The organism is Methylomonas sp. ZR1 (genome assembly GCF_013141865.1).
In the GTDB taxonomy this organism is placed as follows: Bacteria; Pseudomonadota; Gammaproteobacteria; order Methylococcales; family Methylomonadaceae; genus Methylomonas.
Genome location: NZ_RCST01000001.1, coordinates 5,096,119 through 5,120,261 on the forward strand (window position 1 = coordinate 5,096,119; position 24,143 = coordinate 5,120,261).

At 51.3% G+C, this 24,143-nt stretch carries 24 protein-coding genes; 11 read left to right on the forward strand and 13 right to left on the reverse strand.

Translation table 11 applies throughout. From position 1 onward, the window contains the following. Nucleotides 1-81: 81 nt before the first annotated feature. From DDY07_RS24370 to DDY07_RS23435, 10 genes are all read right to left on the reverse strand, one after another. Entirely contained in the window at nt 82-3,096 is a 3,015-nt protein-coding gene (locus DDY07_RS24370) for a FimV/HubP family polar landmark protein (RefSeq protein ID WP_171697637.1), read from the reverse strand. A gap of 69 nt (nt 3,097-3,165) precedes the next feature. Then, entirely contained in the window at nt 3,166-4,188 is a 1,023-nt protein-coding gene (locus DDY07_RS23395) for an aspartate-semialdehyde dehydrogenase (RefSeq protein ID WP_033159286.1), read from the reverse strand. Between the two features lie 5 nt (nt 4,189-4,193). Continuing rightward, a complete protein-coding gene (gene leuB, locus DDY07_RS23400) occupies nt 4,194-5,273 on the reverse strand; it encodes a 3-isopropylmalate dehydrogenase (protein ID WP_171697638.1) in 1,080 nt (359 codons plus the stop codon). A 21-nt stretch (nt 5,274-5,294) separates the two neighbouring features. Next, nucleotides 5,295-5,933 (reverse strand): 3-isopropylmalate dehydratase small subunit, encoded by a 639-nt coding sequence (gene leuD, locus DDY07_RS23405; protein ID WP_171697639.1) that lies wholly within the window; start codon nt 5,931-5,933, stop codon nt 5,295-5,297. Nucleotides 5,934-5,936: 3 nt separating this feature from the next. Then, nucleotides 5,937-7,343 carry a 3-isopropylmalate dehydratase large subunit gene (gene leuC, locus DDY07_RS23410; RefSeq protein WP_033159289.1) on the reverse strand — a complete coding sequence of 469 codons (1,407 nt, stop codon included), beginning with the start codon at nt 7,341-7,343 and terminating at the stop codon, nt 5,937-5,939. 96 nt (nt 7,344-7,439) lie between these two features. Beyond that, nucleotides 7,440-8,078 (reverse strand): adenylate kinase, encoded by a 639-nt coding sequence (gene adk / locus DDY07_RS23415; protein WP_171697640.1) that lies wholly within the window; start codon nt 8,076-8,078, stop codon nt 7,440-7,442. 163 nt (nt 8,079-8,241) lie between these two features. Continuing rightward, a complete protein-coding gene (gene rsmA, locus DDY07_RS23420; protein ID WP_171697879.1) occupies nt 8,242-9,033 on the reverse strand; it encodes a 16S rRNA (adenine(1518)-N(6)/adenine(1519)-N(6))-dimethyltransferase RsmA in 792 nt (263 codons plus the stop codon). Nucleotides 9,034-9,075: 42 nt separating this feature from the next. Beyond that, nucleotides 9,076-10,791 (reverse strand): DUF262 domain-containing protein, encoded by a 1,716-nt coding sequence (locus DDY07_RS23425; protein WP_171697641.1) that lies wholly within the window; start codon nt 10,789-10,791, stop codon nt 9,076-9,078. Nucleotides 10,792-10,844: 53 nt separating this feature from the next. After that, the gene (gene pdxA / locus DDY07_RS23430; RefSeq protein ID WP_171697642.1) at nt 10,845-11,822 is read right to left on the reverse strand and encodes a 4-hydroxythreonine-4-phosphate dehydrogenase PdxA; all 978 of its coding nucleotides are present in this window, start codon (nt 11,820-11,822) and stop codon (nt 10,845-10,847) included. An 86-nt stretch (nt 11,823-11,908) separates the two neighbouring features. Further along, on the reverse strand, nt 11,909-12,481 hold the full coding sequence (locus DDY07_RS23435) for a MarR family winged helix-turn-helix transcriptional regulator (RefSeq protein ID WP_253734776.1): 573 nt from the start codon (nt 12,479-12,481) through the stop codon (nt 11,909-11,911). Between the two features lie 205 nt (nt 12,482-12,686). Between DDY07_RS23435 and DDY07_RS23440 the strand changes: the two genes are divergently transcribed. From DDY07_RS23440 to nirJ, 9 genes are all read left to right on the forward strand, one after another. Then, nucleotides 12,687-14,267 (forward strand): nitrite reductase, encoded by a 1,581-nt coding sequence (locus DDY07_RS23440; protein WP_171697643.1) that lies wholly within the window; start codon nt 12,687-12,689, stop codon nt 14,265-14,267. Next, nucleotides 14,264-14,575, forward strand: a complete 312-nt coding sequence (locus DDY07_RS23445) for a cytochrome c (RefSeq protein WP_171697644.1) — start codon at nt 14,264-14,266, stop codon at nt 14,573-14,575. Before DDY07_RS23440 ends, DDY07_RS23445 begins: the two co-directional genes overlap by 4 nt. A 3-nt stretch (nt 14,576-14,578) precedes the next feature. Beyond that, a complete protein-coding gene (locus DDY07_RS23450) occupies nt 14,579-14,881 on the forward strand; it encodes a cytochrome c (protein WP_171697645.1) in 303 nt (100 codons plus the stop codon). A gap of 84 nt (nt 14,882-14,965) precedes the next feature. Further along, complete coding sequence (locus tag DDY07_RS23455; protein WP_171697646.1) at nt 14,966-16,144, forward strand: cytochrome D1 domain-containing protein; 1,179 nt, start codon at nt 14,966-14,968, stop codon at nt 16,142-16,144. 1 nt (nt 16,145) lies between these two features. Then, nucleotides 16,146-16,601 carry an Lrp/AsnC family transcriptional regulator gene (locus DDY07_RS23460; protein WP_171697647.1) on the forward strand — a complete coding sequence of 152 codons (456 nt, stop codon included), beginning with the start codon at nt 16,146-16,148 and terminating at the stop codon, nt 16,599-16,601. Next, complete coding sequence (locus DDY07_RS23465; RefSeq protein WP_171697648.1) at nt 16,594-17,160, forward strand: AsnC family transcriptional regulator; 567 nt, start codon at nt 16,594-16,596, stop codon at nt 17,158-17,160. The genes DDY07_RS23460 and DDY07_RS23465 overlap by 8 nt, the downstream gene beginning before the upstream one ends. Before the next feature lie 2 nt (nt 17,161-17,162). Then, nucleotides 17,163-17,606, forward strand: a complete 444-nt coding sequence (locus DDY07_RS23470) for an Lrp/AsnC family transcriptional regulator (protein ID WP_171697649.1) — start codon at nt 17,163-17,165, stop codon at nt 17,604-17,606. Continuing rightward, nucleotides 17,606-18,085, forward strand: a complete 480-nt coding sequence (locus DDY07_RS23475) for an AsnC family transcriptional regulator (RefSeq protein ID WP_171697650.1) — start codon at nt 17,606-17,608, stop codon at nt 18,083-18,085. Before DDY07_RS23470 ends, DDY07_RS23475 begins: the two co-directional genes overlap by 1 nt. A 3-nt stretch (nt 18,086-18,088) precedes the next feature. Then, on the forward strand, nt 18,089-19,228 hold the full coding sequence (nirJ, locus tag DDY07_RS23480; RefSeq protein ID WP_171697651.1) for a heme d1 biosynthesis radical SAM protein NirJ: 1,140 nt from the start codon (nt 18,089-18,091) through the stop codon (nt 19,226-19,228). A 16-nt stretch (nt 19,229-19,244) separates the two neighbouring features. Here nirJ and DDY07_RS23485 read toward each other — a convergent pair whose 3' ends face one another. Next, complete coding sequence (locus DDY07_RS23485) at nt 19,245-19,742, reverse strand: histidine phosphatase family protein (protein ID WP_171697652.1); 498 nt, start codon at nt 19,740-19,742, stop codon at nt 19,245-19,247. Nucleotides 19,743-19,979: 237 nt separating this feature from the next. Here DDY07_RS23485 and erpA point away from each other — a divergent pair, with 237 nt between their 5' ends. Beyond that, nucleotides 19,980-20,312: an iron-sulfur cluster insertion protein ErpA gene (gene erpA / locus DDY07_RS23490; protein ID WP_033159303.1), complete on the forward strand. Its 333-nt coding sequence runs from the start codon at nt 19,980-19,982 to the stop codon at nt 20,310-20,312. Here the strand turns inward: erpA and DDY07_RS23495 are convergent. Then, nucleotides 20,304-21,419: an anhydro-N-acetylmuramic acid kinase gene (locus DDY07_RS23495; RefSeq protein WP_171697653.1), complete on the reverse strand. Its 1,116-nt coding sequence runs from the start codon at nt 21,417-21,419 to the stop codon at nt 20,304-20,306. The two genes, erpA and DDY07_RS23495, sit on opposite strands and share 9 nt — an antisense overlap. Nucleotides 21,420-21,423: 4 nt before the next feature. After that, complete coding sequence (locus tag DDY07_RS23500) at nt 21,424-22,716, reverse strand: peptidoglycan DD-metalloendopeptidase family protein (protein WP_319963137.1); 1,293 nt, start codon at nt 22,714-22,716, stop codon at nt 21,424-21,426. A 144-nt stretch (nt 22,717-22,860) separates the two neighbouring features. On the opposite strand from DDY07_RS23500, the gene tyrS reads away from it, so the two are divergent. Next, on the forward strand, nt 22,861-24,057 hold the full coding sequence (gene tyrS / locus DDY07_RS23505) for a tyrosine--tRNA ligase (RefSeq protein WP_171697654.1): 1,197 nt from the start codon (nt 22,861-22,863) through the stop codon (nt 24,055-24,057). Nucleotides 24,058-24,143: the final 86 nt, after the last annotated feature.

Below are 24,143 nucleotides of genomic sequence, written 5' to 3' on the forward strand. Positions count from 1 at the left end.
TATGAAATAACTGAGCCGCTACCGATTTTTCCAAAAAGCGGGATCTAACAATTTAGACGAATCGGCTGCTGCAATCGATGCTTATTTAAGTTCGTCAAGTAAAGCCTGTGCGGCTTGTTGTTGTTGTTTTGAGCCTTTGGACAAGACATCCTCGGCTATCAATTTTGCCGCCTCGGTGTCGCCCATATCGATATAGGCTTTCGCCAAATCGATTTTGGTTTCGAATTCGTCCATATCGGTCAAATCGGAAACCCCCAACTCAAACTCGTCGGTGTCTGTAGTGCTGATGATTGGCGTGTCAAAGTCGAAGTTAAAATCGAACTCGCCGCTCGGTTGCACAGATGTTTCCAAAACCTGATCTGAAGATTGGGCTGATTTCGGGGTGATATTGTCAAAATCGGAAAAATCGAATGTTTCCAGTTTCAACTGCGATTCTAAATTCAGTTCAGGTTCGATGCTTAGGCTATCGTCAGTTTGTGCTTTGGAGGTGATGCTGTCGAAGTCGAAATCGAAACTGTCTGTGTCCGCTAACGCTTCTTTGCTGCCGTCCGTAAGGTCTGAAGCAGTCTTTTTTATGCCATCGAAATCGCTAAAGTCGAATGATTCTATATCTGTTGATATCTCGGCTTTTGCGGCATCCTCGTTAGATTTATCCGCAGTTGCTTCCGGAGTTGCATTGTCGACATCGAAGTTAAAATCGAAACTTTCCAAAGCATCCATCGAGTTAGGAGATTTTGTTTCCATCTCCTCTTTGTTGTCAGTCGTTTCGGATTCAGTATCCGCAGCAATTTCGGCAAAACTGGCAAAATCCAAAGATTCAAGCGCCAAAGCAGCCGAATCCGCTTCAGTTTTTTCCGAGTCAGAATCTAGCGCAAAGTCGAAGTCGAACGATTCTATGTCATCGTTGCTGGAAACTGCGGCACTTTCCGTGGTTTCGATAGTCTTCGCCGCAGATTTAGAAGCAGGTGGCTGATCGAAATCAATACTTTCGATATTTGCATCGGTTTGCTTGCTTTCAAGCGGTGACCTGGCGCTGCCGCCGAAACTTCCCAAATCAAAATCCAGTCTGTTGTCTTCGAGCGCCAAATCTTTATCGATATTCAGATCCGACAAATCGTCGTCGAGCTGCGCAAAGCCCTTATCCAAATCGATAATTTCCGTATCAGCCGCGGTGGAACTCGCTGCGCTAACACTAGTATCGTCTTTGCTGATAGGCGCTGTGGTAGCGGCAAAACTGCCGCCAAACAAGGCTAAATCGGGGACGATTTCTTTAGCCATATCCGTGACTTTTTTCCAGAATGGCTTATCGGCTTGTTTGCCGGCGTCGGCCAGTTCTTGCGCATAACCGGCAAAGCCGTCTTTGTTTTCACTGGCGTAATAGATTTCCAGTAATTTCAGTTTGCATTCGTCGCGGTTAGGCTGTTCGCTTATTGCATGGCGGATCAGTTCTTCCGCTTGTTGATAGCGGCCATACGCCAAGTACACGTCGGCTTCCGAGATCGGATCAACTTCATTTTGATCGGTGTCGAAGGCATCGAAATCGCTAGGAGTAAAGTCGCTGATAAACGAACTTTCACCTACAGTGCCGACGTCGTATTCATCGGTACTGCTGATGTCCATAATCGGCACGGAAAGGCTGCTCTCAGAATCGGGCAGCCGAATTTGACTGGCCGATGCGAACATGCTTTCAGTGTTGGTGCGTTCGTCGATTTTACGTTTGCGCCATAACAACCAGCCCAGCAAGCCCAAAATACCAGTGCCTAAGGTGCCGGCAACCCAGTAATAAGCATCCGAGCCAAATAAACCTTCGTCTTCTGCAACAACCGGTGGAGGTGGCGGTGGGGTGACTTTGGGTGCGGGTGGAACAATAGGCTTGGGCGCCGGTGGTGTCACCACTGCAGGTTCGGAAACCGATGGTTGCGGAGTCGGAGTCGGCGTTACTGCCGGAGCTGGGGCCTCGGGGCTGGCAACGGGTGGCTGAGGCGCCGGTTGCGTGGTCTGAGGGCTCGGCTCGGCTGTTGCTGGTTTATTGTTTTGTAAAGTGGCTAGTTGCTGATCTTTTAAGGCCAGCAATTGCTGCATCATGCCTAGTTGTTGCTCGAGCTTTTCGATGCGAGCTTGTAACTCCAGGTCTTTCCCTTCGCTGGCTTGATCGGCAGCACTATTTAAAGCAGGATTAGCTGACGCAGCCGAATTTTGTTCGGTTTTTGTTGAACCCGTGCCGGCGGCCTTCGCTTCGGTAGGTGCTACCAATTCGAGCGCTTTCTTGGTGGTTTCTGCTTGTGCGGTCTCGGGTTTGACCTGCTTATTGGCGGCTTTTCGCTCATTTTGCGCTTGTCTTTGCGCCGGATTCATAATTGCATCCGGCTCAGGAATCTTTAAGGTGGCGCCTTCTTTCAGCGAATTGATATTGCCGTTGTTAAATGCGTCCGGATTGGCTCTGTACAAAGCGGTCAACATTTTCTGGGTCGGAATGTTCTTTTCCTGGCCCACTTGGGTGGCGATACTCCATAAAGTATCCGATTTTTGGATAGGGCCGAATTCGCCGCTAGTGGGTGTTTCTGGCGTAATGTTGTCGGCAGGGGCGGCTCGCACTGCTCGCTTTGGTGCGGTTCTAGTTCTCTTGACCGGGTGCTCTAGTGGCTCAATGGGTTCGGCACTGTAACCGCTGGTTTCCACGACAGGCGTGACCGGTTGGTTATAAGCGGCCGGTGGGTCGATGAGCAATGTGAACTCGCGCATCATGCTGCCTTGCGGCCAAGTGACTTCCAAAAGGAAATCCAGAAACGGCTCTGTCAACGCTTCCCTTGAGGAGACTTTTACGATGATGGAGCCGTTTGCTTGCACAACCGGCTCCAACTTGATCTTGGACAGAAAATAATTCCAAACTACGCCGGCTTGGTCAAATTTTTCCGGCGGGGCCAATTTTACCGAGACATCGGCCGGGTTTTCGCCCGGTGCGACGCTGAGTCTGATTTCGGCATTGAGTTTTTGGTTTAGGGCAGAATGTAATTCAATTTCGCCGATACCTAAGGGTTGGGCACTGACTGGTGCCAGTAACGATACAACCGCTAAGGCTTTAGTTAAATTGCTCACATTGCTTTCCTTCACTTGTAATACCTCGGTACTTACTGACCCACTATAAAACACAGAGCTAAGCGTAGACTAGATGTAGCTTTTTACCAGCACTTCGGCTATTTGCACACTGTTAAGCGCAGCACCTTTTCTGACGTTATCACTCACTACCCATAGATCTATGCCGGTCGGATGGGAAATATCCTCGCGGATTCTGCCGACAAATACATCGTCGTTGCCGGATGATTCCGTCACCGCCGTCGGATAACCGCCGTTCTCACGTTCGTCCAACAACGTTACCCCGGGGGCAGACGCCAACAGCTCGCGAACCTGCTCAGCGGAAATCTTGGTTTTAGTCTCAATATGCACGGCTTCCGAATGTCCAAAAAACACAGGCACCCGCACCGCTGTGGGGTTGACCAGAATATCGGCATCACCGAGGATTTTTCGAGTTTCCCAGACCATTTTCATCTCTTCCTTGGTGTAGCCGTTATCCATGAAGACATCGATTTGCGGCAACACGTTGAAAGCAATTTGCTTTGGATACACGCTAGGCTCGACCGGCTTGGCATTCAACAAATTCGCGGTTTGCGTGGCTAATTCCTCAATCGCTTCCTTGCCCGTGCCGGACACTGCTTGATAGGTGGCAACGTTGATGCGGCTGATACCTGCCGCATCGTAGATCGGCTTCAGGGCCACCAACATCTGGATGGTCGAGCAATTGGGGTTGGCGATAATGCCGCGATTTTTGTAGTCGGCAACTTTTTCCGGATTGACTTCCGGCACCACCAGCGGAATGTCGTCGTCGTAGCGAAATTGCGAGGTGTTGTCGATCACCACACAGCCGGCCGCGGCGGCTTTGGGCGCATACTCCGCAGACACTGACGCGCCGGGAGAAAATAAGCCGATCTGCACTTTCGAGAAATCGAAGGTCGCCAAATCTTCCACCACCAGCGACCCGTCTTTAAACGGGATACGTTTGCCGGCCGAGCGCTCGCTGGCTAATGCATAGACTTTGCCCACCGGAAAATTGCGTTCTTCCAAAATGGAAATCATGGTTTCGCCGACCGCGCCAGTGGCGCCGACGACTGCTACATCATAAGTTTTAGACATATTGCTTATCCTTTTAAGGCGTTAAGAACAGCATCGCCCATGCCAGAAGTGCTGACTTTGGTCATGCCTTCCGAATAAATATCAGCGGTTCTGACTTTACTATCCAATGCGCTGTTCACCGCGCGTTCGATACGCTCGGCGGCTTCCGGCTGGTTAAAGGTGTAACGCAGCATCATCGCGACCGACAAAATCGTCGCCAAGGGATTGGCGATGCCCTGGCCGGTGATGTCCGGCGCGGAACCGTGAATCGGTTCATACATGCCCTTGGCATTGGCATCCAGTGAAGCCGACGGCAGCATGCCGATGGAGCCGGTCAGCATTGCGGCGATGTCGGACAGAATGTCGCCGAACATATTACTGGTGACGATCACATCAAATTGTTTCGGCGCCCGTACCAGTTGCATCGCAGCATTATCGACATACATATGACTCAGTTGTACGTCCGGATAGTCCTTACCCACTTCGGTCATCACGCTGCGCCATAGTTCGGTCACTTCCAGTACATTGGCTTTATCGACCGAGCACAGTTTTTTGTGACGTTTTTGCGCAATCTTGAATGCGGAATGGGCGATGCGGCGGATTTCAGATTCGCTGTAAATCTTGGTATTGATGCCGACTTTCTCGCCGTTTTCGGCGACATGCACACCGCGCGGCTGGCCGAAATAAATGCCGCCGGTCAATTCGCGGACGATCATGAGGTCCAGGCCCGACACCACTTCCGGTTTCAAGGTCGATGCGTCGACCAATTGCGGATACAAAATCGCCGGACGCAGGTTAGAGAACAGATTTAGCTCGGAGCGAATGCCCAATAAGCCACGCTCCGGACGCACTGCATGGGCCAGCGGCTCCCACTTAGGGCCGCCGACCGCACCCAGCAGCACCGCATCAGCGTTTTTGCACAGATTCAGCGTGGTTTGCGGCAGGGGAGTGCCGAAAGCGTCATACGCCGCGCCACCAATCAAGGCGTTCTCGAATACCAACCCGAGATTCATGTCGGTATTTAGAAAGCTTAGTACTTTGAGCGCTTCGGCGACAATTTCCGGTCCGATGCCGTCGCCAGCCAGGACTGCTATTTTTTTGGGCATTTTTTTACCTTTCAGTGGCGCTTATGCGTCTTTGAACAACCACGGTGCGCGTTTGGCGCGCTCGGCTTCGTAACTCTTGATTTTGTCGGCATGTTGCAGGGTAAGTGCGATGTCGTCCAGGCCGTTCAGCAAGCGGTAGCGGCGGTTTTCATCGACAGTAAAGGCAATGTTTTGTCCGCTTGGTGTGGTAATGGTTTGGCTTTGCAGATCGACCGTCAATTGGTAACCGTCGACAACTTCCTTGAACAACAGGTCCACGGTTTCCGCCGGCAACACAATCGGCAGAATGCCGTTTTTAAAACAGTTGTTGAAGAAAATGTCGGCAAAGCTCGGCGCGATGATCACGCGGAATCCGTAGTCTTCCAGTGCCCACGGTGCGTGTTCGCGCGATGAACCGCAACCGAAGTTTTCCCGGGTCAGCAGAATTTGCGCCCCTTTGTATTGCGGTTGGTTCAAAACAAAATCCTTGTTCAACGGACGGTTGGTGCAATCCATTTCCGGTTCGCCATGATCCAAATAACGCCATTCGTCGAACAAATATGGACCGAAGCCGGCGCGGCGGATCGATTTCAAAAACTGTTTGGGGATGATCGCGTCGGTGTCGATATTGGCGCGGTCCATCGGCACCACCAGGGCGGTTAAAGTGGTAAAAGCCTGCATGATTTAAGCCTCCTCGGCGACGTTGACAAAGTGGCCGGCAATCGCAGCAGCGGCAGCCATGGCGGGACTCACCAAGTGAGTACGGCCGCCGTAGCCCTGACGGCCTTCAAAGTTACGATTCGAGGTCGAAGCGCAATGTTCGCCGGCATCCAGACGGTCGGCGTTCATCGCCAGGCACATCGAGCAACCCGGTTCCCGCCACTCAAAGTCGGCGGCGGTGAAGATTTTGTCCAGGCCTTCTGCTTCGGCTTGTTGTTTGATCAAACCCGAGCCGGGCACTACCAACACTTGTTTGACCGACGCAGCTTTTTTGCGGCCTTTGATCGCCGCAGCCGCGGCGCGCAAATCTTCGATGCGCGAGTTGGTGCAGGAACCGATAAACACCTTATCCAGCTTGATGTCGGTGATTTTTTGGCCGGCTGTTAAGCCCATGTATTGCAGGGCGCGTTCGATGCTTTGCTTCTTGACCGGATCGGCTTCCTGAACAGGATCGGGGATGGATGCATCGACCGGTAATACCATTTCCGGCGACGTGCCCCAGCTGACTTGCGGTTTGATCGCGGCCGCGTCGAATTCGATGACTTTGTCGAATTTGGCGTCGGCGTCGGAATGCAGTTTTTCCCAGTAACGGACCGCCATATTCCAGTCCTCGCCTTTGGGCGAATAAGGCCGGCCTTGGTAAAACTCGATGGTTTTCTCGTCGCAACCAATCAAACCGGCACGGGCACCGGCTTCGATAGCCATATTGCAGACCGTCATGCGGCCTTCCATGCTCAGCGCGCGAATCGCGTCACCACCGAATTCGATGGTGTAACCGGTGCCGCCGGCAGTACCGATCTGGCCGATGATCGCCAACACGATGTCTTTGGCGGTGACGCCCGGACCGGTTTTGCCGTTGACTTTAATCAGCATGTTTTTAGCTTTTTTCTGCACCAGCGTTTGGGTGGCCAGGGCGTGTTCCACTTCCGAGGTGCCGATACCGAAGGCCAGTGCGGCAGAGGCACCGTGGGTTGACGTGTGCGAGTCGCCGCAGACCACGGTCATGCCGGGCAGGGTGGCGCCTTGTTCCGGGCCGACCACGTGGACGATGCCTTGGCGGATGTCGGCCATATCGAATTCGGTGATGCCGAACTCGGCGCAGTTGTTTTCCAGGGTTTGTACTTGCAGACGGGAAACCGGGTCGGCGATGCCTTGCGCGCGGCCGGAGGTCGGCACGTTATGGTCGGCGACGGCCAGATTGCGGGCGACCCGCCACGGTTGGCGGCCGGACATGCGCATGCCGTCGAAAGCTTGCGGTGAAGTCACTTCGTGCAGCAACTGCCGGTCGATATAGATCAGGCACGAGCCGTCGTCTTCGGTATGGACGACGTGGTCGTCCCAGAGTTTGTCGTATAAGGTTTTACCTGCCATTTGGATTTCTCTTTTTAGGTGGTGTACGCATTGATGCCCTTTGGGGTATCGCGTACCGAAAGCTAAAAGGTACGTGTTGGGTACCCTACGAAGTTTTTATGCCAACACCGCTAACACTTTGTCGGTGATTTCGCTCACCGAACCGACACCAGCAATCGACGCGAATTTGGCGCTTTGACCGGGGGCGGAATAAAAGCCGACCAGCGGTTTGGTTTGCTCGTGATACACGCTTAAGCGCTTGCGAACGGTTTCTTCTTTATCGTCGTCGCGTTGGATCAAAGGCTCGTTTGTAACATCGTCCAAGCCCTCCTGTTTCGGTGGATTGAACACCACGTGATAGGTACGGCCCGAGGCCATATGCACGCGCCTGCCGCTCATGCGTTTGATGATCTCTTCGTCATCGACGGCAATTTCCACGACGTAATCCAGTTCTACGCCCATTTTTGCCAGACCTTCCGCTTGTGCAATCGTGCGCGGAAATCCATCGAGCAAAAAGCCATTTTTGCAATCGTCCTGAGTGATGCGGTCTTTAATCAAACCCAAGATGATGTCATCGGAAACCAGGCCGCCTGCATCCATGATTTTTTTGGCTTCAATACCCAGCGGGGTGCCTTCGCGGACGGCGGCGCGCAGCATGTCGCCGGTGGAAATTTGCGGAATCGCGAACTTCTCCGTGATGAACTGGGCTTGGGTGCCTTTGCCCGAGCCGGGGCTGCCTAACAGGATAATGCGCATATCAATCACTCCAGTGTATGAATCAGGTTGGTTGCCTTATATAAAGAGAGCCGGCTCAAGCGCATCAGTTCGTGAGCCTGGCGGAAAAATGCGGCATTTTATCGCACTTGCCATGCGAATGCCGCCAAATCTTGTCGAGCCGGCGGCGCGGGGAGTTGCGAACTTAACTGGCGGTGCTTGCTTGGCTGTGAGTGCTGAGCAGGGCGAACTCGGCCAGGCTGATCGATTCGGCGCGTAGATTGGGGTCGATGCCAAGTTCGATAATCTGCTGCTCGGAGATGAAGTTTTTCAGCGAATTGCGGATGGTTTTTCGGCGCTGCGAAAAAGCTTGGGTCACCAATTGGCTAAAGCTTTTTAGGTCTGGAATGTCGACCGGCGGTTGGCTGTGAGGGGTCAGGCGGACGATGGCCGACATCACTTGCGGAATCGGATCGAAACTTTCCGGCGGCACGTCGAACAGCAATTCGGTTTCACAGTAATACTGCATCATCACGCTCAACCGGCCGTATGTCTTGCTGCCGGGCTCGGCGCAAATGCGGTCCACCACTTCTTTTTGCAGCATGAACAGCATATCTTCCACGCAATCGGTGGATTCCAGCAGATGAAACATTAGTGGTGTGGAGATGTTGTAGGGCAGGTTGCCGATGATGCGCAGTTTCTCGCCGGCTTTTGCCAGTGCGGCAAAATCGAAATTCAAGGCATCCGCACTATGCACGGTCAAATTGCTGTGGCCGGCAAACTGTTTTTGCAGGCGGCTCACTAAATCCCGGTCCAACTCGACCACATCGAGTTTAGCGCCCGATTCCAGCAAAGGCAGAGTCAGCGCACCCAGGCCGGGACCGATTTCCACCCAATGTTGGCCAGCCTGCGGATGGGCACTGGCTAGAATGTTGTAAATGATACTGTGATCGTGCAGAAAATTCTGGCCGAAACGTTTGCGGGCGGTGTGGATCATTTTTTGTAAAAACTTAGGTAGTAAGTTGTTGTTCAAATCACTTTATGATAACTGGGCGATTCGCCAGACCGAGGTAGCTAATCTAGCTAAGGCCTTTTGTCGAGCTGCAATTCGCTCAGGTGTCCAATCTGAATTTTCTTCAGCTAATTGGCGGGTCAGACCAAAGTCACTGTTAGCGAGTATAGGTTTTTTAGTGGTGTAGTCTGCATTGCCGAGTCCTTTGTTGGCTCCTTTTGCAAGCAGGGCCAGATTGCCGATGCGGTATGCCAGAGCGTCAGCCTCTTCATCGCTAAATTGATCCCAGCCTTGTTCAGGATTTTGAGGTAAGACATGCTCGATATTGAACATGTCGCTATCAAATTCATATGCGTTACCATGGGCTTGCTTTTCCAATTCGCACAGAATATAACGAGCAATTCGGTTGTTACGAGAGTTGGTGGTACGAATAACTTTTTCCGCAAATGCTGACTTGAAGTTTTCATCCGTGGGGTAAACGCTACGCAACGATTCAAGTAACTGGTTGGCTGTGCTGATATCGCCGTTATTTAATTTTTGGGCTGCTGCGTAGTAAACCCTTTCTTGTTCGTTTGTTGGCTGGTTTCCGATGACGTTGTACCTAAACGAGATCATCACGCAACTGCGTATGATTGTTGTAAGATCTGGAGTACTGAGAACCCGGCTGCTTGCGAGAATAATTGGAAAGGGTTGGCGCACATTAAACATTTTTAAATTTTGTGCATAGCCCTTGAGTTCGGCTGACCAATGCGATACTTCCGGACTGGTTAGAGCCAAATAAATATCCATATCTTCTTCCATGCCGCGTAGTAGATCAAACACCGCTTTACGATTAGAAACCTTTGTACGGATGGTCTTGAATAGCTCGGATTGGCGAACAAACGTTCTACGGCTGATCCAGAAGGTTCTTAAAAAATCGGGGAAACTTTCACTGCCAAGGCGAGTAACCATGGATTCCCACCGGTCCTCCAGATTTTTCATTTCGTTTGGCAGAACATTGTCTTTGTGAAGGACTGAAAATAGATAATTTTTTAATAGATCAGTCGATGACAGTCTTACTCCACGAGCATTGAGTGTTTCGAATACCTTATAAGCGTTGAGTTCGTCTGTGACACTGATAACGGTGAAAAAAAGGCGGTCGCTCATGGTTTCTACCAGAGTGGCAAGCGCAATTCCTTCATCAACACTCGTCTTTTTAGAGTAATCCCGTACGCGCTTTTCAAACCATTCAAATGCTTTCCGCAAGCTATGTTCAGACGCACGAAATCCTCTTACAGGCAGATGGCCTAAAGGCACCAGGTAATTCTGAAAATAATTATCGTTGTTTCGGTTTAGTGTTAGTTTCGTTCGAGATATCAAAGTGACAGGATCAAGATAGCCAATATAGGTTTGGTGTATTTGGTCAAGTCGCTGTTGATTCTGTTCTGAACTCTTGCCTTCTTCGATAAGGCGTTTCAGGTTTTTAAGCGTCGCGAGAACGATTAAGGTTAGAGTTGTAAGACGTTGTTGGCCGTCGATAACATCGAAGCTTTTTTCGTCTTGGGATTGAAGCACTAAGTAACCCATGTAATGAGCGGGTTCTCCCCCTTCTTGAATAGTGCCGAGAATATCCACCCATAGGTCTTCCCACTCATCCTCAGACCAACTGTAATCTCTCTGGAAGCGAGGAATGTTATAGGTGAGGCCGTTGCCAATCAGTTTGCGGTAGGTGTTGTTTTCTGTTTTGAAGTTAGTAGCGGACATGCCATTGGCTCCATTTTCTTGGCAACTGTTGGATTTTAAGTTGTTTACGGTATTTATACTGGAATCATATCCAGTGCAGTCTGCAATGCAAATCGCAGACTGCCGAGATTGGCTTTGCCGGTGCCGGCCAGTTCCAAGGCTGTGCCGTGGTCGACCGAAGTGCGGACGATAGGTAAACCCAGCGTGATATTCACAGCTTGGCCGAAGCCTTTGTACTTCAGGACTGGTAGGCCTTGGTCGTGATACATCGCCAGCACCGCGTCGGCGGTTTCCAGGTATTTGGGTGTAAACAGGGTGTCGGCGGGTAGCGGGCCGTATAGGTGAATGCCTTCGCAACGCAGGCGCTCCAACGTCGGCTCGATAATCTCGATTTCTTCCCGGCCGAGATGGCCGCTTTCGCCCGCGTGCGGGTTAAGGCCGCAGACCAAGATTTTCGGGTCGGTAATGTTGAAGCGTTGGCGCAGGTCGCGGTCCAGCAACCGGATAACGGTCGCCAATGCATCCGAGGTGATGGCGGCGCTTACTTCTGACAGCGGCAGATGCGTGGTCGCCAAAGCGACGCGCAGGCCGGGTGTCGCCAGCATCATGACTGGGGTGCCGCTGGTCAGTTCGGCGATAAATTCGGTGTGGCCGCTGAAGGGAATATTTGCGTCGTTGATCACGCCTTTGTGGACCGGGCCGGTCACCATTGCGGCAAATACGCCGCTCATGCAGCCCAGAGTGGCTTGGCGGATGGTTTCCAGAACGTATCGGCTATTGATGGGATTCAGGCGTCCGCAAACGGCTGGTTCGCTTAGGCTGATGGGCAGTACGGTTAAGGTCCCTGCTGACTGTTTTGTGACAGCGTGATCAATGTCGAAAAGTTGAATTGTTAGAGGTAAATCCAGTTGTTCGGCCCGTTGCTGCAATAATTCCGGATCGGCAATGGCAATCAGTTGGCAAGCTTGTTCCTGCTGCGCCAATTGTATGCATAAGTCCGGGCCGACGCCGGCCGGTTCGCCGGGCGTCAAGGCGATGCGAGGTATAGACATATTAACTCCCAAATCGAACCGGTGAATGATGCAGCGTAAACCGAGCCAAGACTTGTTTATTGTCTATCTGTGCATTGGCCGGACAGTTAAACAGGGTTGTGTTCCTGGCAAATTTGCTCGCTATCGGCTGTGCTGAGCTTTTCCTGGGTTAGCTGGCAGAAAAAGCCGCCGTCTTTTTCGCTGAAATTGCGGCAGGTTTTGCAAACGCCGAATGATTGCGACTGATTTGCTTTTTGCAGCGCGGTAAGGGCTTGCTGAAACACATTAGCGTCTGAAGGCGGTGAATCGCTGCTTTGCAGGATGGCCGTGGCGCCGTGGAATAAATCAGACGGTCGCGCTTGTTTGAGTATGGCTGCGCCGTCCGCCAGCAACTGCAAATGCACCACGCGCTTGTCGTTGGCATCCGGCGTTTTACCGATATAGCCCTTTTTCTCGAGAATAATTAGCGATTGCGAAACGGTGCCGCGAGTCATGCCCAGATAATTGGCGACAGCCGCTGGGGTGTTGCTATATTTATTGCAGCGCGAGAGGTAATTGAGCACTTGGAAGTGTACCGGCTGCAAGCCCAGTTCCGTACATTTTTTCCGCTCTTCGGAGCGGATCAATGTAGTCATGCACTCAATAAGTTCGTAAATATCAGTTTGTTGCATAAATTGCATTCTCATCGTGACCCACTAGGTTGACAAGGCGATAGTTTAGGGAGTAAATTGATAGCGAATCGAAACTTTACTTTATGACATCGGCCTGGAGTCAACAAGCTGTTATTTTACCATGCTAAATCGGGTGTCTGTTCGTCCTGATCTTTTATGGTTTAATGCACCAAGTTGGCTCTTTTTTTTAACTTGCGGGTGGCAGGAATTTTAAATGAAAAATACTATAAAAATGCTGAATAAATCCCTACTGGCGAGTTCTATCGCCATGCTGTTGTCATCCGGAGTGGCGATGGCAAAATCCGACGACTTTCATAAACTCTATCAAGACAATTGTGCCAGCTGCCACGGTTCCGATCATGGCGGTTATCTGGCGCCGGCGCTGAACTCGGCGACTTTGAAAGGCCGCAGTCCCACCGCTTTGCGCACCATCGTAATGGCCGGCAGCTTCGACACCTTGATGCCTCCGTTCTACGGCAAACTGAGCGACGACGAAATTCGCGGCGTGATCAAACATCTGCAAGAAACGCCAAAACAACCCAATCCGGCTTGGACGATAGACGATATGAAAAAGTCGTTGAAAGTCTATGTCAAAGACGAAAGTACATTACCGGCCAAGCCGACTTTTCAAATTGACGATAAATTTGAAAACTTGATTGGCGTCGCGGCGCGCGGCAAATATGGCCGTGGCGAAGGCTCCAAAGCCATCTTTATTAACAGCTCCACCCATCAAAAAGTCGGCGAAGTACCGACCGGCACCGCTGCGCATATTATCGATTTCAACCCGGCCAATCCGCGCTGGGCTTATGTAAAAACCGATACCGCCGAGATTTTTAAAGTCGATTTGTATTCCATGCAAGCGGTGCGCAGCATCAAAACCGGCTGGAACGGCCCAGGCATGGGCGTTTCGCGCGACGGCAAATACATCATGGCCGGTTCTTTCGTTCCGCATAACGCCGTGATTCTGAATGCAGACACTCTGGAGCCGTTGAAAACCTTTGAACTAGAAGGCACCGATCCCGACGGCAAGCACGTTTCCTCTGACTCCGGCATGATCATCGGCACCCCGTATGCGGACATTTTCGCGATTGCGCTGGAAAATGCCGGACAGGTTTGGGTGATTGATTTGAACAAAGAGGGTTTCCCGGTCACCCGGATCGAGAATGTCGGTCGACATTTGCATGATGCCTTCCTGACCCACGGCGGCAAAAAATTGATGATTGCTTCTTACGACGACAGCATCGTTGCGGCCATCGACCTGGAAAAGCGCGAGATTATTAAAAAACTGGAAGCCGGTTGTGTGCCCCATGTGGGCGGCGGTTCTGCGGTGAAAGTTGACGGACGTACTTTGGGCTTTGGTACCAATTTCGGTGATTGCGATAAAACGGTGGTCAGCGTTTGGGACCTGGACAAAATGGAAGTCGTCAAACAAGTACCGGTTTCCGGCGGCACCGAATCGCCCGCTGCGCATGCCAACGCCCCTTATGTGGCGGTTGACATCATCAGCAAGGATAGACGCGCCCGCACTGTACAGTTGATCGACAAGAAAACCCTGGAAGTGGCTAGAACCCTGGATGTCGGCGGCCACGCCTACTTCCCGGAATATAGCGCCGATGGCAAATTCCTGTATATCAGTGCCGGTTACAACGGCGACGAAGTGGTGGTGTACGATTCCAACACCTTGCAAAAAGTCGCCAGCGTACCGATGGAAAGCCCCGCAGGTATCTTCTCGCGCGGCCGGGTTAAATACATGACCCGCGGCTTGTCGCCCGACGAAATGGAGCAATCAAAATGAAGATGACTCATTTTACAGTGTCGCTGCTGGCGGGGCTCCTTGCCGCCGGTAGCGCGCAGGCTACCAGTTTGTATGTCGGTCAAGCCAAGGCCGGTACGGTGTGCGCGCAATGTCACGGTATTCGAATGCCCAGCGCCGACGCGCCGTTTCCACCGTTGGGCGGCCGCGATCCCGAGTATTTGAAAACCGCGATCAAACAATATCGCGACAAAACTCGGAAATCCGACATTATGAATGCGATCGCCGGTTCGCTGACCGATGCCGAAATCAACGACATCGCCGCGTATTACGGCAGCGTTAAGCCCTAGTCAATGCGTTATTGCTGGGTGTTGATCGGCTTGCTATCCACCTGCGCCGTTGCGGAACAACCCAATCCGCAACGGCAGCAGGAGCTGTTGAATATGCTCAAGCATGATTGCGGCTCCTGCCATGGCCTGCCGCCGAAAGGCGGCTTGGGGCCGTCGTTGATGCCGGAAGCGCTGGCTGGCAAAAGCGACGCTCTGTTGGCGGATGCGATTCAAAACGGTCGAGCAGGCACGGCTATGCCGCCGTGGACGAGTTTTTTGACTGTCGATGAAACTGCTTGGCTGATTCAACAACTAAGAACGCGCTGAAGGCTGTTTTCGCAGTAGCTAGGCCTAATCGCCTAATGGGCAGATTTACTTCTTGAATGATCGACGCTAAATAACACGCGCCCTATGAAACTTTCTTATTCCCGAAGTCTCCTGATTTTCCTGTTGTCGTCTGCGCTACCCGGTCATGCGGAGCTCAGAGCCACCGGCGATCTCGGCGTAGTGATTGAACGCGAAACCGGCAGCATCCAGATCGTCAATACCACGAAGCCCGCCTCGTTGAGCCATATCCAAGGCTTGGGCGATTTGTCTCACGCTTCGATAGTGTTCTCCCGCGATCAGCGCTACGCCTATATATTCGGCCGCGATGGCGGTTTGACCAAGATCGATTTGCTGCAAGACAAAATCGAAAAACGCATCATCCAGGCCGGCAACAGCATCGGCGGAGCGATTTCTCAGGACGGCAAAGTGATTGCGGTTTCTAATTACACACCCGGCGGCGTTAAGCTGTTCGACGCGGTGACGCTGGAACAACTGGCCGAAATCCCCGCGATTTACGGCGAAGACAATAAATTATCCAAAGTGGTCGGCTTGGTTGACGCGCCTGGTCAACGCTTCGTTTGCAGTCTGTTCGAAGGCAACGAAATTTGGCTGATTGATGCTAAAAATCCGCGTCAGCCCGTCGTGAAAAAATTTAAAGACATCGGCAAACAACCTTACGACGCCTTATTGACGCCGGATGGCCATTACTATGGCGCTGGATTGTTTGGTGAAAAAGGTTTGGCTTTGCTGGATTTGTGGCAGCCGGAAAAAGGTGTCGAACATATTCTCGAAGATTACGGCAAAGACGATGAACAAATGCCGGTCTATAAGATGCCGCACCTGGAAGGTTGGACCGTGGCCGGCGACTGGTTGCTGGTGCCGGCAGTGGGATTGCATGAGGTGTTGGTGATCGACACCCGCGAATGGGAGTTGGTCAAGCGTATTCCGGTGGCTGGCCAGCCCGTGTTTGTTACCTCGCGGCCGGATGGTCGGCAAGTTTGGGTGAATTTCGCCTTTCCGGACAATCAAACCGTGCAAGTGATCGATTTGAAAGATTTTAATGTGCTTAAAACACTGCAGCCCGGCAAGGCCGTGCTGCACATGGAATTCAGTCCGCGCGGCGAATCGGTATGGCTGGCGGTGCGCGACGAGGACCGGGTGATGGTTTATGACACTGAGACCTTTGCCGAAACCGCCCGCCTGCCGGCGCAAAAACCCAGTGGGATTTTCTTCACTGATCGCGCCAATCGCATAGGTTGGTAACATGTTGGCACCCTTGCACAAACGCTTGCTCAACGACTATCAACAGGATTTTCCGTTGAGCCCGACCCCCTACCGCGACATTGCCGAACAGCTTGGCGTCAGCGAGGATGAGGTGTTAAATGCGTTTCAAACTTTATCCGAACAGCAGATGATCAGCCGCATCGGTCCGGTTATCGCGCCCAATAGCATCGGTAATAGCGCGCTGGTGGCGATGGCGGTGCCGGAATTTGATTTGGCGAGGGTCGCCGAGTTGGTTAGTGCTTATCCAGAAGTTAATCACAACTATGAGCGCGAAAATCGCTTCAATTTGTGGTTTGTATTGATTGCGGACAGTGAGGCTCATCTTAAATCTGTGATTGCGGATATCGAAACTCAAACCGGCTATCCGGCGATGCTGCTACCGATGCTGGCCGACTATTTCATCAACCTGGGATTTGAGCTAAACCTGCATGATTGACGCGATCGATTATCAACTAATTGCCGCCGTTCAAACCGGTTTGCCAATTGCGGCGAGGCCATATGCCGCAATAGCGGAGCAATTGGCTATAAGCGAGCAGGATGTAATCGAGCGTTTGGCCCGCTTGAAGGTTCAGGGTTTAATCAAGCGGTGGGGCGTGGTGGTCAAGCATCGCCAACTGGGTTACCGGGCCAATGCGATGATTGTGATGGATGTTCCGGACGAGCGGGTAGCTTGGGTCGGCGCGTTGATCAGTCAGCAAGCTTGCGTCAATCTGTGTTATCAACGCCCGCGCCAAGGCGAAATCTGGCCGTATAACCTGTATTGCATGATTCATGGCAAGACCCGGGACGTGGTGTTGGAACAATGGGCCGAACTGCGGCATGCCTGCAATCTATGCGAGTATCCATTCGAAGTATTGTTTAGCCGGCGCTGTTTTAAACAGCGTGGTGCTCTATATGCTCGCCCCAATCGCGATGGGGCCGTTCCCTCTATTGCCGGAGAGAGCAGGACTGAGGAGATTAAAAACAAGCAGTCTTTTGGTATGCACTTCGCCTAAACATGGACGCCATAGACAAAGCCATTATCAACCGCCTGCAACAAGGCTTCCCGGTTTGCGCAGCACCCTATCAACGAGTTGCCGAGGAATTGGGGCTTGTGGAAGCCGAGTTACTCTCAAGATTGCAAAACATGCTGGCCGATGGTGTGTTGTCGCGCTTTGGGCCTATGTATCATGCCGAACAAATGGGCGGCGCCTTGACTTTGGCGGCCCTGAAAGTACCGGAGGCGCGCTTCGACGAAGTAACCGAAATCGTCAACAGCTTCCCGGAAGTGGCGCATAACTATGCCCGCAATCATTTATTAAATATGTGGTTTGTGTTGGCGACCGAGCAACCCGAACAGGTAGCAACGGTCATCGCGGAAATCGAACGCCTAACCGGTCTGACTGTCTACAACATGCCGAAGATCAGCGAATACTACGTTGGCCTGCAATTGGAAGCCTAATGCCCATCGACGAGATAGACCGCCAAATTATCCAAGCCACCCAGTCTGGATTGCCGTTAGTTCGCGAACCGTATCAAGCCGTTGCCGAGCAACTTGGCTTATCTGTCCAAGCTGTCATGTTGCACCTGGCTGAGATGCAACAGACCGGAGTTATCCGCCGCATTGCTGCGGTGCCCAATCATTACAAACTGGGTTACCGCTATAACGGTATGACGGTCTGGGATGTCGAAGATGGGTACGTCGACGAACTGGGACAAAAAGTGGCCATGCTACCGTTTGTCAGTCATTGCTATCAGCGCCCCCGGCATTTGCCGGAGTGGCCCTACAACCTGTTCGCCATGGTGCACGGCAAGACCGAACAGGATGCCGGCGAGCAAGTGGCTATCATTGCCGAACTATTGGGTGCGCAAGCACGCAGCCACGAGGTGTTGTACAGCACTAAAATTCTAAAAAAAACCGGTTTAAGAATCGGAGGATAAAGCATGTTCAGACTAAGCCAATACATGCGCGAACTGCTGCATCCAACCCCGTTGACGGCGCCACGCAAGCCGCCGGGACCTGTGGTGATCTGGAATTTGATCCGCCGTTGCAATTTAACCTGCAAGCATTGCTACACTACCTCTGCCGACATCAATTTCCCCGGCGAATTGAGCACGCCGGAAATTTACACGGTGATGGATGACCTGAAGGCGTTTAAAGTTCCTGTGCTGATTCTGTCCGGCGGCGAGCCGCTGCTGCATCCGGATATTTTTGCTATCTCGCAACGTGCTCGCGACATGGGGTTTTATGTCGCTTTGTCGAGTAACGGCACCTTAATTAATCCATCTAACATCAAGCAAATCGCAGCCATTGACTACCAATATATCGGCGTTAGCCTGGATGGTATTGGCCAGACCCATGACACGTTCCGCCAGAAGCAAGGTTCGTTCGAGGCGTCGCTGGCCGGTATTCGTTTATGCCGTGAACACGATATTAAAGCCGGCGTCAGGTTTACGCTAACTCAAGACAACGCCCACGATTTCGAAGGTCTGTTGCAATTGATGGACGACGAAGACATAGATAAATTCTACCTGTCGCATTTGAATTACGGCGGTCGCGGTAACAAAAACCGTAAGGACGACGCCGAGTTTCAGTTGACCCGCAAAGTCATGGACAGCTTGTTCGAAAAGTCTTTAAATTGGGAGCAGCAAGGTTTGCACCGCGAGGTAGTGACCGGTAACAACGACGCTGACGCCGTGTATTTTCTACATTGGGTCAAGCGCCGCTTTCCTGAGCGCGCAGAGCATATTCGAACCAAACTGGAACAATGGGGAGGCAATGCCTCCGGCGTCAACGTCGCCAATATTGACAATCTCGGTAATGTCCATCCAGATACGTTTTGGTGGCATTACGGCTTGGGCAATGTGCGTAAACGACCTTTCTCCGAAATCTGGGTGGACGTCAATGATCCGTTGATGGCCGGATTGAAAGCGTCGCCGCGGCCGCTGAAGGGACGCTGTGGTGAATGTCATTATCAACGCATCTGCAACGGTAATACGCGGGTTCGCGCGCAGCAAATGACGGGCGATTTTTGGGCCGAGGACCCGGGCTGTTATCTGTTGGACGAAGAAATTTTTGCTTAGATGGGCTTGAGTTTGGTTAGGTTTGACCTTGGTGCATCAATGCACATGGGATGCTCCACAGCAATTTAGCCGAAGCTTGAGCCGAAAAATCGGCATCCAATCGAGTCAGAGAGGCTTTTTTGATAACAATGTTGTCGGCAGTCATGCCCAGAAGCCGGGAAATGGTAATCGAAAAGTCCGGTTCGTGCCCGACTAGCCATGCGTCGCTTATGCCGCGCTGGGCGAGTTTGCTAAGTTCGGTGAGTATAGTGGGTGTAGCTGTTTCGATTGCCAACCAACTAACGGTTTGCGGGGCTGGGCTGCCAGGCAGGCTTTGGTTGAGAATCCTTGCGGTCTGTTGGGCGCGTAACAGCGGACTGCAATAAATTGATTCCGGAATTAAGCCGTTGGCCAAACAAAATGCAGCGATGCGTTTTACCTGCTTTTCGCCTTTATCGATTAAGGCTCTGTCCGCGTCGGGCAGCGATAAGCCGCCAACTTCTGCTGTAGCGTGTCTGAGGAAGGTGATAAGCATGGTTGGTCTCCTTGTCGGACAGTTTTAACTGGAATCTTCGGTTATCGACACGTTTGGGCTTTCGGCGAAGCAACGGAGTGTGTTTAAGTTCCAGCTAAATTTAGCGCAAATAGTTGCCTGGTTGTTACGCCTTTAGGGCTTTAACCTCTAGCCTGGGAAATATAGTGGATAATTCTTGACTGAATTACTAGGTATAGTCATAATCGCTCAATCTTTCAATTGCTTATAGAGTTTTATATGTCCGATCCTATTGTTTTTACCGACAGTGCAGCGCAAAAAGTAGCGGGTTTAATTCAGGAAGAGGGTAACGATAATCTTAAGCTCAGAGTTTATATCAGCGGTGGCGGCTGTTCCGGATTTCAGTATGGTTTTACCTTTGACGAAGAGGTGAATGACGACGATACGCAAATCCTCAAAGACGGTGTGACAGTGCTGATCGATTCGATGAGTATTCAGTATCTTAGCGGTGCCGAAATCGATTACAAGGAGGACTTGTCTGGTGCGCAATTCGTGATTCGCAATCCAAATGCGACCACTACCTGCGGTTGCGGCTCGTCTTTCTCAGCTTAAGCCGTTTTTACCCGGATAAATCCCACCTAATACCACGGGCGTAGCTGCGCCCGTGACGCTGCATAGATTTCCCGGCAAATTGTTCAGGGTTTGCCGTGCCAGCCAGGCAAAAGCAATCGCTTCGACATGGTCCGGGTCGATTCCCCGTTCCGCTGTCGACGTTACAGACATATCCATACTTTTCCGTAACAGCTTCATCAATTGGCCGTTATGTGCTCCGCCGCCGCAAATCAAGGTTTGCAAGGTATTTGGCGCATATTGGCGAATGGCATCGGCGATAGTATCGGCGCTGAATTGACAGAGTGTGGCTTGAATATCTTCGGGCTCAAGGTCTGGAAATAAGCTGAGCTTTTGCTGTAACCATGCAGGCGAAAAATATTCCTTGCCAGTGCTTTTCGGTGGCGCTAGCCGGAAATAATCGTCGTCACTTAAAGCATCGAGCAAGGCAAGGTGGGCTTTGCCCTTGGCTGCCCAATCGCCATTACGGTCATAAGGCTGGTTGCAATGTTTTTGACACCACCAGTCCATCAAACCATTGCCGGGGCCGGTATCGAAGCCGATGACCGGTTTATCGTTTAACACCGTGATGTTGGCGATGCCACCAATATTGACGATGACTGTGGCTTGTGCTTCGTCGCTAAAAACCGCTTGATGAAAGGCTGGAACCAGCGGCGCGCCTTGGCCACCGACGGTAATATCGCGGCGGCGAAAATCGGCGACGGTGGTGATGCCGGTGATTTCGGCGATGCGATTCGGATCGCCGATTTGCAGAGAAAAGCCATTGGCAGTCTCCGGGGCGTGATAAACGGTTTGGCCGTGGCTACCGACAGCTTTGATTGCGCTCGCTGGGATCTGAGCGTTACTTAATAAAGTCAGCGCGGTTTCGCCGAATAAACGACCGATCTGGCTATCCAGCGAGCCGTAATCTGTTAATAAAACAGGTTGATTCGCTTGACTAAGCTTGTGAATTTTTTGCCGGAGTTCGGGGGGGAATGGTTGGTAATGGAATGCGACAAGTTGTATTTTGCCGTTGCTAAAATCCACAAGACCAGCATCGATACCATCGACGCTGGTCCCTGACATTAAGCCTATATAAAGCTCGGACACTGTATTAGTTTTGAGCAACCATTGCGTCGCCTTTGGCTTGTTTCAGTTGCGCCAAAAATGGCTGGGTTTGTGCTTTGAATTTGGCCAATAAGGCTTTGTCCATAGGCATAGAGTGCGGTATTTTGGCGGTAACCGGGTTGACATGCATGCCACCGATACGGAATTCATAATGCAAATGCGGGCCGGTAGCTAAGCCGGTTTTGCCGACATAACCGATCACGTCGCCTTGTTTGATGGCGCTACCGAGTTTTTGACCGGATTTGAAACCGGATAGGTGGGCGTACAAAGTTGAGTATTTTTGGCCGTGTTCGATTTCCACTACATTGCCGTAGCCGTTTTTCACGCCGCGGAAGACGATTTTGCCGTCGCCGGTGGTTTTAACTGGTGTGCCGATGGCTGCGGAATAATCGACGCCTTTGTGAGCGCGTATGGTGTTCAGGATGGGATGCTTGCGGTGCAAATCAAAGTGCGAGCTGATTTTGGCAAAATCCATCGGCGTTTGCAGAAAGGCTTTGCGCAGGCCGTTGCCGTCGGGGGTGTAATAACCGGTGTTGCCTTGGTTGTCTTCGAAGCGCACTGCGGTATAAGTCTTGCCCTGGTTGACGAATTCAACTGACAGAATCTCGCCGGTGTCGAATTCTTTGCCGTCTACAAAAAGCTTTTCATAGACGACGGTAAATTGGTCGCCGTCTCTTAAATTAAGTGCGAAGTCGATGTCCCAGGCAAAGATGTCAGCCAGTTTCAGGATTAGTTTTTCCGGCAGGCCAGCTTCCTTGCCGTCTTCGAACAGTGAGGAATCGATAGAGCCTTTGGCGCTGGCAATTTGGTAATCAACTTTTTTACTGAGTAGTTCCACGTCGAAATTGTCGTCATGCCGCGTGGCTATCAATGTTTCGAACGGATTTTTGCTGTAAGTCAACTGTTCCAGTTCACCAGAAGCGTTCAACGTAGCGACGACGTCTTGACCTGGTTCGACGTCCGCGAATTGTTTGCCCGTAGGGTTGGCGTGGATGATTTTATGCAAATCTTCCCGGCTTAAATTGAGTGCGGAAAAAATGCTGGAGAGGTTCTCGCCGGATTTGACGGTGTGTTCAAGTTCCTCGGTGATGTTGAGGTGTTGCGCTTCGGGAGGTTCTACGTATTTGGTGTATTGGTTGATCTTGGACGAGATCAGTCTATCTTGCTCCAAGGTTTTTGCGTCTTCAAAACCTTTATGCGGTATCAATCCGTAACTTGCGCTGGCGGCAACAACGGTGCAGGTGCCTAAAAGCACCGACTTGAGTATTCTGTTCTTCACAGTAATCACACTTCATTGTTTGTCGAGCGTTTCATTGTAGGGAATTTTGGTGCATAAGGCCAACAAAAGGCCATTTTTTATCCTTCCCTACAATTCCATCACTTATAATGCGCGGCCAAAACTTAAGGCTAATTGGAGAATAAATTGTTGCAAGAAACCTTGGCTCAGTTGCGTTACGGCGCTGAAGAAATTTTGCTGGAATCTGATTTGGTCAAAAAATTGGAGGAAAATCGGCCGCTAACAATCAAGGCCGGATTTGACCCGACTGCGCCCGATTTGCATCTTGGGCATACTGTGCTGATTAATAAGCTGAAGCAATTTCAGGATGCCGGGCATAACGTGCAATTTTTGATCGGCGATTTTACCGCGATGATAGGTGATCCGACTGGCAAAAACGTCACCCGTAAGCCGTTGAGTCGTGAAGAAGTGGCGGAAAACGCGAAAACCTATCAGGCACAGGTGTTCAAGATTCTTGATCCCGAAAGAACCGAGGTGAAGTTTAATTCGGCGTGGATGGGGGTGATGACCAGTGCTGAGCTAATCCAGTTGGCGGCAAGAAACACCGTGGCGAGAATGCTGGAGCGTGATGATTTCAGTAAGCGATATAAGGGTGGTCAACCGATTGCAATTCACGAATTCTTGTACCCTTTAATACAAGGCTATGACTCGGTGATAATGAAAGCGGATGTCGAGCTGGGTGGTACGGATCAGAAATTTAACTTGTTGATGGGTAGGCAATTGCAGGAAGGCTATGGACAAAAGCCGCAAGTCGTTCTAACTATGCCGATATTGGAAGGACTTGACGGTGTACAGAAAATGTCCAAGTCACTTAATAACTACATAGGCATTGCGGACGCGCCTGACGAGATGTTCGGCAAGATCATGTCGATTTCCGACGAGCTCATGTGGCGTTATTTTAAATTATTGAGCTTTAAGCCAATGACTGAAATAGAAAGTTGGCGGGCTGCGTGCGAGAGTGGTGAGAACCCAAGAAATTACAAAGTTGCGCTTGCGCAGGAGATTGTTGGTAGATTTCATGGGTTGCAGGCTGCAAAAACGGCTCTGGAAAGTTTTGAGGCCCGGTTTCAGCGCGGGGCGCTACCGGATGTTATCGAGGAGGTTCAAATTAAAGTCGATGAACAGGGAATGCCGATTGCCAATGTGTTGAAAAATGCTGGGTTAGTGGAAAGTACTTCTGAAGCGCTACGCTTGATCAAACAAGGTGCAGTAAAGATTGATGGTGAAAAACTGGAGGATCCCAAAGCTTTAATTTCGGCGCCTGCGAGGCATGTTTATCAAGTAGGGAAAAGAAAGTTTGCGCGAATAGAAATAATTTCTTGACGCGAGTATGTTGTGTGATTAGAATGAGCGGCTCTTCACTGCTCTGGCTTTTAAGTTTTGGTGGTGAAGCGGTCGGCTTAGTTCGG

Excerpts from the sequence above, each read along its gene's own strand:
- DDY07_RS23450 (WP_171697645.1), top strand. The coding sequence starts at position 14,579 with ATGCGTTATTGCTGGGTGTTGATCGGCTTGCTATCCACCTGCGCCGTT.
- DDY07_RS23395 (WP_033159286.1), bottom strand. The coding sequence starts at position 4,188 with ATGTCTAAAACTTATGATGTAGCAGTCGTCGGCGCCACTGGCGCGGTC.
- DDY07_RS23465 (WP_171697648.1), top strand. The coding sequence starts at position 16,594 with ATGATTGACGCGATCGATTATCAACTAATTGCCGCCGTTCAAACCGGT.
- DDY07_RS23445 (WP_171697644.1), top strand. The coding sequence starts at position 14,264 with ATGAAGATGACTCATTTTACAGTGTCGCTGCTGGCGGGGCTCCTTGCC.
- leuD (WP_171697639.1), bottom strand. The coding sequence starts at position 5,933 with ATGCAGGCTTTTACCACTTTAACCGCCCTGGTGGTGCCGATGGACCGC.
- leuC (WP_033159289.1), bottom strand. The coding sequence starts at position 7,343 with ATGGCAGGTAAAACCTTATACGACAAACTCTGGGACGACCACGTCGTC.
- erpA (WP_033159303.1), top strand. The coding sequence starts at position 19,980 with ATGTCCGATCCTATTGTTTTTACCGACAGTGCAGCGCAAAAAGTAGCG.
- leuB (WP_171697638.1), bottom strand. The coding sequence starts at position 5,273 with ATGCCCAAAAAAATAGCAGTCCTGGCTGGCGACGGCATCGGACCGGAA.
- DDY07_RS23455 (WP_171697646.1), top strand. The coding sequence starts at position 14,966 with ATGAAACTTTCTTATTCCCGAAGTCTCCTGATTTTCCTGTTGTCGTCT.
- DDY07_RS23460 (WP_171697647.1), top strand. The coding sequence starts at position 16,146 with ATGTTGGCACCCTTGCACAAACGCTTGCTCAACGACTATCAACAGGAT.
- adk (WP_171697640.1), bottom strand. The coding sequence starts at position 8,078 with ATGCGCATTATCCTGTTAGGCAGCCCCGGCTCGGGCAAAGGCACCCAA.
- DDY07_RS23475 (WP_171697650.1), top strand. The coding sequence starts at position 17,606 with ATGCCCATCGACGAGATAGACCGCCAAATTATCCAAGCCACCCAGTCT.
- DDY07_RS23435 (WP_253734776.1), bottom strand. The coding sequence starts at position 12,481 with ATGCAATTTATGCAACAAACTGATATTTACGAACTTATTGAGTGCATG.
- rsmA (WP_171697879.1), bottom strand. The coding sequence starts at position 9,033 with ATGATCCACACCGCCCGCAAACGTTTCGGCCAGAATTTTCTGCACGAT.
- pdxA (WP_171697642.1), bottom strand. The coding sequence starts at position 11,822 with ATGTCTATACCTCGCATCGCCTTGACGCCCGGCGAACCGGCCGGCGTC.
- DDY07_RS23440 (WP_171697643.1), top strand. The coding sequence starts at position 12,687 with ATGAAAAATACTATAAAAATGCTGAATAAATCCCTACTGGCGAGTTCT.
- DDY07_RS23470 (WP_171697649.1), top strand. The coding sequence starts at position 17,163 with ATGGACGCCATAGACAAAGCCATTATCAACCGCCTGCAACAAGGCTTC.
- nirJ (WP_171697651.1), top strand. The coding sequence starts at position 18,089 with ATGTTCAGACTAAGCCAATACATGCGCGAACTGCTGCATCCAACCCCG.
- DDY07_RS23425 (WP_171697641.1), bottom strand. The coding sequence starts at position 10,791 with ATGTCCGCTACTAACTTCAAAACAGAAAACAACACCTACCGCAAACTG.
- DDY07_RS23485 (WP_171697652.1), bottom strand. The coding sequence starts at position 19,742 with ATGCTTATCACCTTCCTCAGACACGCTACAGCAGAAGTTGGCGGCTTA.